We start from the raw sequence: 9,622 nt of genomic DNA, 5'->3' as shown, positions 1-9,622 counted from the left end.
GTGAAGCCGATCTCACGCGAGAAGCCGGGGGAGCGTCAGCGGCGTAGCCGGCGCAGCGGTTCCGGCGAGGGACGATCGAGCAAGCCGACGACGACGGTGTCCGCTCCGGGCTCGGGTGCTCCGCGCCGGCGCCGCCAGGGCGGCGGGGATGGCCAGCGGCCGGTAGGCGGGCCGGAAAGGCCGGCGGTGGCACGTCCGGCTCGCGCATCCGACGACACGAGCAACCAGACGAACAAGGGGACCACGGTGGAATCAACCGAGCCTGAAGTGACGATCGAGGAGCAGGCCGAGGCGGCGGAGGCGTTCACGCAGGGGTTGGTCGACGCGTTCGCTCTCGGGGCGGACGTGCGGAGCGTGATCGTCGACGAGGGGATCGTGGTCGACGTCACCGGCGACGACCTGGGGCTCCTCGTCGGGCCGCGGGGTGCAACCCTCAACGCGATCGAGGAACTGGTCCGTACCGTCGTCCAACGCCAGACGGACGGGCACGGTGTGCGGATCAACGTCGACGTCGCAGGGTACCGAGCGAAGCGCCGGGGAGCCCTCGAGCAGTTCACTCGAGGCATCGCGGAGCGGGTGGTCGAGACTGGGCGCCCACAGGCGCTCGAACCCATGTCGGCGCTCGACCGCAAGGTCGTCCACGACACTGCTGCAGAGATCGAGGGGGTCGAGACCGAGTCGCAGGGCGAGGAGCCCAGGCGACGGGTCGTGCTGATCCCCGCGGCAGCCGGGGGCGAGCCTGACTGAGCGCTTCGACCAGGAGCCGGTCCTGGTCGCGGTGCTGGAGGACGCCCGGACCCGGGGATACCTCGGGCCTGAGCCGGTCGAGCGCCATCTCGCCCACAGCGCGAGCCTGGCTGACGCCATCGGCACTTTCGACGGCACCTTCCTCGATCTGGGATCCGGAGGTGGCGTGCCCGGCCTCGTGCTCGCGGTGCAGTGGACTCTGGCTCGAGGGGTCCTGCTCGAATCGCAGCGCCGGCGTTGCGCGTTCCTCGAGACGGCAGTCGCTCGCCTGGGTCTCCAGGCCCGGATCAGCGTTCGATGTGGGCGAGCGGAGCACCTGGCGCGAGACCCGGAGCTCCGGGGCGCGGTGGATCTCGTGGTGGCGCGGTCCTTTGGGCGCCCGGCCGTGACCGCGGAGTGCGCGGTCGGTTTCCTCGGGGCGGGTGGGCTGCTGGTCGTGTCGGAACCGCCTGAGGGCACGGCCGACCAGGGAGGACGGTGGCCCGAGGAGGGGCTCGGCGAGCTGGGTCTCGGCCCGGCCGTTCCGGTGCGGGCGGGCAGCGCGGGGGTGGTCGTCATGGTTGCGCAGGGGGCTCCCGATAACCGCTGGCCTCGCCGAGATGGCCGGCCGGCGAAGTCCCCGCGCTGGTAGCCGCGTCGGATACTGTTCCACGTGGAACATCCAAACCCGGAACACTTGATCGAGGGTTCCGCGATGTTTCACGTGGAACATCCTTGACCCCGGCCCCCGGGCAGTCGAGGATTGGCGTTCTCGGGCACAACCTCCTGGACGGTCGATGGCAGAGGAACCGATTGACCAGCGACCGAGGCGGCGGCTGTTCGGGCGTCGCCGCATCGAATCGTTGGAAGAGACGACCGACGTCGAGGATGCCCAGATCACGGGGAACGGTGAGGCCGAACCGGAATCGCCGAATTCCTCGCCCGAGGTCGACCCGGCCCTCCCGCGCGAACGTGAGCGCGCACCGGAAGCCGAGGAACCGGAAATTGGAGAGGACGAGGAGGCGATGGTCACGGCCAACCCCCACCCCATACCCGCCCGGGCGGCTCCTGTACCGGGTCCCGAGGTCGAGCCAGCGGAGGTCGAGCCAGCGCAGGTCGAGCTGGAGATCGTGGAGCTGGAGATCGTGGAGGAGCCCGAGCCTGCCAGCGTCCCGCTCTCCGATCATGCACATGCCGGCGAGCTGCCGCTTCCTCGCGTCATCGCGATCGCCAACCAGAAGGGTGGCGTCGGCAAGACGACCACCGCAGTGAACCTGGGCGCCGCACTCGCCGAGATCGGCTTCCGCGTGCTGGTCGTCGACCTCGACCCCCAGGGCAACGCCTCGACCGGGCTCGGGATCAACCCCCGCGACGTCGAGTCGTCGATCTACGACGTGCTCATGATGGACGCGCCGGCCCTCGACTGTGTCGAGCCCACCAGCCTCAAGAACCTGTTCGTGCTCCCGGCCACCATCGACCTTGCGGGCGCCGAGATCGAGCTCGTCTCGGCGTTCAGCCGTGAGCTCAAGCTCCGCCGGGCCCTCGCTTCCGTGCGCTCCGAGTACGACGTGATCCTGATCGACTGCCCGCCGTCGCTCGGACTCCTCACGGTGAACGGGCTGGCCGCCGCCGACGACGTGATCGTCCCGGTACAGAGCGAGTACTACGCTCTCGAGGGGCTCGGCCAGCTGCTGAAGAACGTGGCGATGATCCGATCCCTCAACCCGACCCTCGACGTCCGCGGCATCGTGCTCACGATGCACGACGCCCGAACCAGGCTCGCCGAGCAGGTCGAGAGCGAGGTCCGGGAGCACTTCGGCGCGAGGGTGTACAAGACGGTCGTCCCGAGGACCGTGCGTCTCTCCGAGGCGCCGTCGTTCGGGCAACCGATCATCGTGTTCGATCCGTCGTCGCGAGGAGCGACGGCGTACCGAGAGCTGGCGAAAGAGGTGAGCGGTGGCGCGACGCGGCGGTCTGGGTAAGGGACTCGGTGCGCTCATCCCTCCGGGGACGAGTCTCGACGCCGATACGGACACCGGTGTGGGCCTGGAAGAGCTGCCGACGGCATCGATCCAGCCGAACCGCTTCCAACCCCGTGACCACTTCGACGAGGAAGCGCTCGGCGCGCTCGCCGATTCGATCCGAGAGGTCGGGATACTCCAGCCGGTCCTTGTTCGCCCGGTCGGCGACGGCTACGAGCTGATCGCCGGGGAGCGCCGGTGGCGCGCGGCGCGGCGCGTGGGGCTCCAGATGATGCCGGCGCTCGTCCGCGAAACCGACGACGCCACGTCCCTCCAGCATGCGCTGGTCGAGAACCTCCACCGCGACGGACTCAACCCACTGGATGAAGCAGCGGCGTATCAACAACTCATCGAGGACTTCGGGTTGACCCACGATGCGGTCGCCTCGCAGGTGGGGAAGAGCCGGACGAGCGTCACCAACTCGCTCCGTCTCCTGCAGCTCCCTCCGTCGATCCAGAAGCTCGTGCACGAAGGCCGGCTGAACATGGGGCAGGCACGGGCGCTCCTCGCGACTCCTGATCGAGCGTTCCAGGAGCAGCTCGCGCGGCGCGTCGTCCAGGACGACCTCTCGGTCCGCGCGGTCGAGGACGCGATCCGATCCCACGACCGCCAACCCTCGACGGTCACTGCAGGTGCCGGGGCGCCCCCGAAGTCGCGGCGCGGGGCACTGCGGCCACCGGGCCTGCTCGAGCTCGAGGAGCTGCTCGGCGATCACCTCGAGACGCGCGTGACGATCAGCATGGGTGCGGCGCGGGGCAAAGTGGTCGTGGAGTTCTCGACCCTCGAGGATCTCGAGCGGATCTACCGGCTCATGACCGAGGGAGCGACCACGCCGGCTACCACATAGTTGCGCCTGCAACTAGATGGTTCTCGGCAGCTCAGGTGTCGAGGTCGGCTGGCTCCTCGACTCCCCGACGGATCCCCACCACGATGGCGCGGGCGACGTCACCGCCGGCCGTCACGAGACGCCGCGTTCCGTCGACGTCGGCGTGCGCCGCCGGTTCGCACAGCACGGCGGCCATGTTCGTCTCGCGGAGCGCGGTGTGGCGACGCCCGCACACGTGAGCGGTGGTCGCGAGCACGGCACCGAGCTCGTCGCTCACCGCCTTCGCGACATGGAACCCGGCCTCCGAGCGGGACTGCCCGGATTCGAAGAAACAGCAGCGGCAGCCGGGCTCGTCCCCAGGTCTCAACCCGAAGAAGAGGTCGGCTCCGTAGCGGTTGGCAGCTGAAGCGAGCGCGGAGTCGTCGCTGCCGGAGGAGTCGAGCACCACCAGGGCGCCCGCCTCGAGAAGGCCTCGCATCACGCGGTCGGCGAGTGCATCGAGGCCCGGAGCGACCGCGAGGAAGACGCGCCGACCCTCGATGCGGTTCGGACCGCGGCGCAGGGCTTCGCGCTCGCGGACGCTCGCGACCGAACCCTCGGCGAGGGTACCGATGCGAAGCTCGCCGATGCGACCGAGCGCCAGCGCGGTGTCGGGCCCGAAGATGCCGTCACAACCCAGACCGGCGTTGCGCTGGAACTCGGTGAGCGCGCCGGCGGTGTCGGGCCCGAAGATCCCATCTTCCTTGCCGGCGTCGAAGCCGAGCATGTTGAGACGCCGCTGGAGTTCCGAGACGTCGTCGCCGCGCAGCATCGGGCGCCGGACGTAGAGCATGCGATCGCCGAGTTGAAACCCGCTCTCGACGAGCGCAGTCCAGGTCTCACGTCCGCAGATGCCGTCGCTCCGCAGCGAGCGTCGCTCCTGGAACCGGCGCAGCTCGCGCTCGGTCGCGGGGCCGAAGCTCCCGAGCTCTTCGGGTGGCAACTGGTGACCGAGCGCGAGCAGGCGCCGTTGAAGATCCCGGACCGCCTCACCGCTGCCGCCCGACCGGAGCACGGCCGGATCGCTCAAGCGATGAACTCGGCGAGGTCCTGAAGGAGCGCGCCTTTGCCCTTCGCGCCCACGATGCGCTTCGCCGGCTGGCCGTCCTTGAAGACGAGCAACGTGGGGATGCTCATGACCTCGTAGCGGCGCGCGATATCGGGGTTGTCGTCGACGTTGAGCTTGGCGACCGTGAGCTTCCCGCGCTGCTCACCCGCGATCTCCACGAGCGTGGGAGCGACCATCTTGCACGGTCCGCACCATTCGGCCCAGAAGTCGACGAGAACGGGCGTCTCGGAGCCGCCGACGGTCTCGTCGAAGGTCGAATCGGAGAGAATGACGATGTCCTCGGCCACGGAAGGTCCTTTCATTCGGTCGGTCGAGTCTACCGACCGGTCCGGTGAGGGGAACGGCCCGGCCCTGCCGGACATTCCCGCGAGGCGAGCGGGTCAGTGCGCCGCGTGGGCGTGTTCGCCGAGCCAGCGTTCCGTCTCCATTGCGGCCATGCAGCCGCTTCCGGCCGCGGTGATCGCCTGCCGGTAGACGCGGTCTTGCACATCGCCGCACGCGAACACACCCTTGACCGACGTGCGCGTGGAGTCGGCCGCGGTGACGATGTACCCGTCGTCGTCGAGATCGAGTTGGCCGCGGAAGAGCGCGGTCGTGGGATCGTGACCGATCGCGACAAAGAGTCCTTGCACGTCGAGGTCCGACTGCGCGCCGGTCACGGTGTCGCGCATGCGCAACGACTCGACCGACCTGTCCCCGAGAACATCGTCGACGACGGCGTTCCACGCGAACTCGATCTTCGGGTTCGCAAACGCGCGGTCTTGCATGATCTTCGACGCGCGCAACTCGTCGCGCCGGTGGACGATGGTGACCTTCGTGGCGAACTTCGTGAGGAACAGCGCCTCTTCGATTGCCGAGTCGCCGCCACCCACGACCGCGATCGGCTTCTCTCGGAAGAAGAAGCCGTCACACGTCGCGCACGTGGACACGCCGTGGCCCAACAGGCGTTGCTCGTTGGGAAGCCCCAGCATGCGCGCGGTCGCGCCGCTGCTGACGATGAGCGCGCGTGAGCGGTACTCGCGCTCGCCGACCCACACGCCGAACGGTGCGGACGAGAGGTCGACGCGGTCGACATCGGCGGTGACGAACTCAGCGCCGAAGCGTTCTGCCTGCTCGCGGAACTTCATCATGAGCTCGGGGCCGAGGATGCCGTCGGGGAACCCCGGGTAGTTCTCGACGTCGGTGGTGAGCATGAGCTGGCCGCCGGCGCCGATGCCCTCGATCACGATCGGCGCAAGATTCGCCCGGCCCGCGTAGACCGCCGCGGTGAGACCAGCCGGGCCCGAGCCGACGATGACGAGTTCGTGCGTTTCAGGCATTCGTGTCCTTCGCCTTGCTGGTGCGCAGTGTCCAGCAGAACATCCCGCCGATCACGAAGATTCCGCCGAGGATGAGGTACGCGAGCCAGACCTCGCCGGTGAGGATCACGAGCACCCGGAATAGCGCTATCGCGAGCATGAACACCGCGACCAGCACGAAGAATGCGACGAGGAACCCGAAGACGACGGCACGAGACGCCTTCTGGGCGGGGACGACGGTCTTGTCGCGAACCAGGCCGACGGCGTGCTCGAGCGCGTCGACCGCGTCGGTTGTCCAGTCGGCCACGGCCGTGCTCCTTGCTCGTTCGAATGGGGCTCGTTCGAATGGGGCTCGTTCGAATCGGGGCTCGTTCGATTCGGGCTCGTTTCGGGTGCCCGAGCGTACCCGCGAGTCCTCAGTCGAGCGGGCGGACCTCGCACGGGTGGGCGACGATGGCGTCGATCGATCGAGTGCCGTCGGGGAGCTCGGTCTGCACCACGATCGCATCGCGTGTGCCGAAGCGCCCGGCGGCGATGGCGACGACGGTGCCGGCAGGCAGCTCACTCGCACACGACCGTGTGCGGAGTTGTGCCAGGAGCGACGTGACCCGATCGGACGGTGGTTCGCGTGGCGAGGCGGCGGCACGATCAGATCGCGCGAGCGCGGTGCGGAGCCGGTCGACGTTGGCGACGACGCGGAGGTCGCCGAAGTCGCCCGCATCGCGTGGCGTCGGCTCAGTGCTTGAACGGGGAGCAGGCGCGGCGTCGTCGAGCGCGCCCTGCTCGGATTGCGGAGTGAGCGAAGCCGGCGCCGATGACGGCGTTGCGGTCGACGTTCCCTTCTCGGATCCACTCGCAGTGTCTGCGTTCTCGCGGCTCGCGGTTGGTGTGGCGCTGTCGCTGTCGCGCGACACGAGATAGCCGACGCCCGCCGCGATCACCACGCCGCCGATCGCGGCGGCGACGACCAGACGACGAGAACTACTACGCGCTGGCGGCGCGGACGCGCGCACCGCGGTGGTTACCAGCCGCCGGCGCGTGAGCTCGTCGAGCGGCTCGACCTCGAGCAGCCCGGAGAGGCGCTCGTCTCGCGCGTCGCCGTTGTCAGCCATCAGTACTCAGACGTCCGGAGGGGGCTTCGGGGTTCCCGAGCGCGGTGGCAAGCAGCGTCCGGCCGCGCGCGATCCGCGAGCGCACGGTGCCCGGTGGGATGCCGAGCGCCTCGGCGATCTCCGCGTAGTCGAGGTCGCACAGGTCGCGCAGCACGACCGCAACCCGGAACTCGCTGGGGATGGTGGCGAGGGCGGTGTCGACGTCGACCCGGTCGCTCACCGAGCTGTCGAGCGCGGGCCCGGGCACCGCGTGATCCAGGGCGCTGACGTCGACGGGGTCCGGCCGGCGTCGTTTGCGCCGCAGCTCGTCGAGAGCGGCGTTCGTCGCGACGCGGTACAGCCAGGTCGTGAACGCCGAGCGTCCGTCGAAACGCGTGATGCCCCGGGCGATCGCGATCATCGCTTCCTGCGTTGCGTCGAGGGCGTCCTCGGGGTGTGCGAGCACGCGTCGGCACAGCGCGTGCACGCGATCGGCGTGCCGGTCGAGCAGTGTCTCCAATGCGCGGCGGTCACCACGGGAAGCGCGCGCGGCAAGGTCGGCATCGTCGTCACGCAAGCTTCGCCCCGGTGATGGTGACGGTGATGTCGACGTGCCAAGCCGGCTCCGTGGCTGAACGGGGCGCCGGCTCCGTGCCTGAACGGGGAGCGGGCGAGGTCGAGCTCGTGCCGCGCTCGTCGTCGCGCAGCACGAGGAACGCGGTCACGGCGATGGCGATCGCGAGGAGGAACACGATGACAACCCAGACCCAGGTGACCCCGCTCCGTCGCCTCGCGGCCGACTTCGTGCCTGAACGGGGAGTTGGTACCGCCCTCGGCGGGCGGGGAGTCGGTCGTGGTGCCGGCTCCGTGCCTGAACGGAGAGCGGGCCTCGGATCGGGTCGTACCGCGGCGAGCGCGGCGCGAGCGTCGCCGGCCGAGGCAAAGCGCCGCGCGGGATCGCGCGCGAGGCACCGGTGCACGACGTCGTCGAGCGACTGGGGCACGTTGGAGCGTTGCGCTCGGATCGACGGCGCGGACATTGTGAGCCGTGCCATCGCAGTGGCCACGTCGGTGGCGCCGCCGAAGGGCGGACGCCCGCAGAGCATCTCGTAGAGCAGGAGGCCCAGGCCGTACACGTCGGTGCGCGCGTCGGTCGGCTTCCCGTTCACCTGCTCCGGCGCCAGGTAGCGCGCGGTGCCCATCACGGTGCCGGTGCGCGTGAGGTCGTCGGCGCCCGTCGCCTTGGCGATGCCGAAGTCCGCAACCTTCACAGGCCCGGCCGGCGGCACCAGCACATTGGGAGGCTTGACGTCACGGTGCACGATCCCGGCGCGGTGAGCGGCTTCGAGCGCGTCGGCCACTTGCACGCCGATGCGGATCGCTTCACGGATCGGGAGCCGGCCCTGCTCGCGGAGCAGTTGTCGCACGGTGGGCCCGTCGATCAGTTCCATCACGATGTACGCGGTGCCGCCGTCGTCACCGGTGTCGTAGGTGGCGACGACATTAGGGTGGTTGAGGCGCGCCGCCGAGATCGCCTCGTGCCGGAACCGCGCACGCGTGCCCTCGTCCGCCGCGAGATCATCGCGCAGGATCTTCACCGCGACGCGACGCGACAACACCGGATCGTCTGCGATCCACACCGCTGCCATGCCGCCGCGCGCGAGCGGCTCGACGAGGTGGTAGCGCCCACCGAGCACTCGCCCCGGAGTGGTCAGAGCACCACCTGGAAGCTCACGCCGATCACTCGCGGGCCGGCATGCGTGCCGATCACCGGACCGACGACGCCGGTGATGATCTCGTCACGCGGGAAGATCGGATCGAGGAGGTCGAGAAACTCCTCGAGGTCCGGCGCGTTGCCGTGGAGGACGGCAAGGTGCTCGATCTTGCCCTCGCCGGCTTTGGCTGCGAGCGCGCGGAGCGCCTTCGAGCGCGTGCGCACCTTCTGGACCTCCTCCACAATGCCCTCGCGGATCTCGATGACGGGCTTGATCGACAACATCGAGCCGAGCAGCGCGCGCGCGTTTCCGATCCGACCGCTCTTGCGGATGTGCTCGAGCGTATCGAGCGTCGCGTACAGCCTGGTGCGGTCGCGACGATCGACTACCTCCGCGACGATCGATTCCAGCGAATCGCCGTCGGCCGCGCGGCGAGCAGCGGTGAGGCACAAGTTGCCCTGCCCCATCGACGCGCTCTGCGAGTCGATCACCTGCACCGGACACTCGGCGCCGACCGCGGCCGCGGCAACCTGGGCCGACTGCATGGTGCCCGAGAGGTGCGACGAGAGGTTGATGCACACGATGCCGGTGGCACCCCGTTCCATGAGGTGGCGGTAGTGCTGCTCGAACGCGCCGGGCGAGGGAGCAGCCGTCTCGGGTAACCCGTCGAAGTGTTCGACGCGGTCCCAGAAGTCGGCCGCGCTCAGCTCGACCTGGTCGACGAACTCCTCGTCGCCGAAGCGGATCGTGAGCGGGACGACCTCGATTCCGAGCGCCTCCACGAGTGGCGACGGCAGGTCGCAGGCGCTGTCGGTGACCACGCGAATACCCATGGCG

12 protein-coding genes are annotated in these 9,622 nt (G+C 69.5%); 4 read left to right on the top strand and 8 right to left on the bottom strand.

The features are described 5' to 3' along the window. Window positions 1-246: 246 nt before the first annotated feature. The 4 genes from WD271_04295 (at window position 247) to WD271_04280 (ending at window position 3,594) form a co-directional block, all read left to right on the top strand. Window positions 247-747, top strand: coding sequence for a R3H domain-containing nucleic acid-binding protein (locus WD271_04295; GenBank protein MEX1007048.1), 501 nt, complete (start codon window positions 247-249; stop codon window positions 745-747). A gap of 31 nt (window positions 748-778) precedes the next feature. Continuing rightward, a complete protein-coding gene (locus tag WD271_04290) occupies window positions 779-1,378 on the top strand; it encodes an RsmG family class I SAM-dependent methyltransferase (protein MEX1007047.1) in 600 nt (199 codons plus the stop codon). A gap of 550 nt (window positions 1,379-1,928) precedes the next feature. Beyond that, window positions 1,929-2,708 carry an AAA family ATPase gene (locus WD271_04285; protein ID MEX1007046.1) on the top strand — a complete coding sequence of 260 codons (780 nt, stop codon included), beginning with the start codon at window positions 1,929-1,931 and terminating at the stop codon, window positions 2,706-2,708. Continuing rightward, a complete protein-coding gene (locus tag WD271_04280; GenBank protein ID MEX1007045.1) occupies window positions 2,683-3,594 on the top strand; it encodes a ParB/RepB/Spo0J family partition protein in 912 nt (303 codons plus the stop codon). Before WD271_04285 ends, WD271_04280 begins: the two co-directional genes overlap by 26 nt. A 31-nt stretch (window positions 3,595-3,625) precedes the next feature. Here the strand turns inward: WD271_04280 and WD271_04275 are convergent, their stop codons facing one another. The 8 genes from WD271_04275 to WD271_04240 form a co-directional block, all read right to left on the bottom strand. Continuing rightward, the gene (locus tag WD271_04275; GenBank protein ID MEX1007044.1) at window positions 3,626-4,642 is read right to left on the bottom strand and encodes a peptidoglycan-binding protein; all 1,017 of its coding nucleotides are present in this window, start codon (window positions 4,640-4,642) and stop codon (window positions 3,626-3,628) included. Beyond that, window positions 4,639-4,968, bottom strand: a complete 330-nt coding sequence (gene trxA, locus WD271_04270; protein MEX1007043.1) for a thioredoxin — start codon at window positions 4,966-4,968, stop codon at window positions 4,639-4,641. The genes WD271_04275 and trxA overlap by 4 nt, the downstream gene beginning before the upstream one ends. A gap of 93 nt (window positions 4,969-5,061) precedes the next feature. Next, window positions 5,062-6,000, bottom strand: a complete 939-nt coding sequence (gene trxB, locus WD271_04265) for a thioredoxin-disulfide reductase (protein ID MEX1007042.1) — start codon at window positions 5,998-6,000, stop codon at window positions 5,062-5,064. Further along, the gene (locus tag WD271_04260) at window positions 5,993-6,286 is read right to left on the bottom strand and encodes a phage holin family protein (protein MEX1007041.1); all 294 of its coding nucleotides are present in this window, start codon (window positions 6,284-6,286) and stop codon (window positions 5,993-5,995) included. Before WD271_04260 ends, trxB begins: the two co-directional genes overlap by 8 nt. Before the next feature lie 109 nt (window positions 6,287-6,395). Then, on the bottom strand, window positions 6,396-7,091 hold the full coding sequence (locus tag WD271_04255; GenBank protein ID MEX1007040.1) for a hypothetical protein: 696 nt from the start codon (window positions 7,089-7,091) through the stop codon (window positions 6,396-6,398). Continuing rightward, window positions 7,084-7,647 carry a sigma-70 family RNA polymerase sigma factor gene (locus tag WD271_04250; GenBank protein ID MEX1007039.1) on the bottom strand — a complete coding sequence of 188 codons (564 nt, stop codon included), beginning with the start codon at window positions 7,645-7,647 and terminating at the stop codon, window positions 7,084-7,086. The genes WD271_04255 and WD271_04250 overlap by 8 nt, the downstream gene beginning before the upstream one ends. Next, window positions 7,640-8,767: a protein kinase gene (locus WD271_04245; GenBank protein ID MEX1007038.1), complete on the bottom strand. Its 1,128-nt coding sequence runs from the start codon at window positions 8,765-8,767 to the stop codon at window positions 7,640-7,642. Before WD271_04245 ends, WD271_04250 begins: the two co-directional genes overlap by 8 nt. A 14-nt stretch (window positions 8,768-8,781) precedes the next feature. Then, window positions 8,782-9,618, bottom strand: coding sequence for a DegV family protein (locus WD271_04240; GenBank protein MEX1007037.1), 837 nt, complete (start codon window positions 9,616-9,618; stop codon window positions 8,782-8,784). Window positions 9,619-9,622 lie beyond the last annotated feature (4 nt).

Source organism: Acidimicrobiia bacterium, from assembly GCA_040880805.1.
GTDB lineage: Bacteria > Actinomycetota > Acidimicrobiia > IMCC26256 > DASPTH01 > DASPTH01.
Note: the sequence above shows the minus strand (reverse complement) of the source record. Positions and strands in the feature narration are given on the sequence as shown.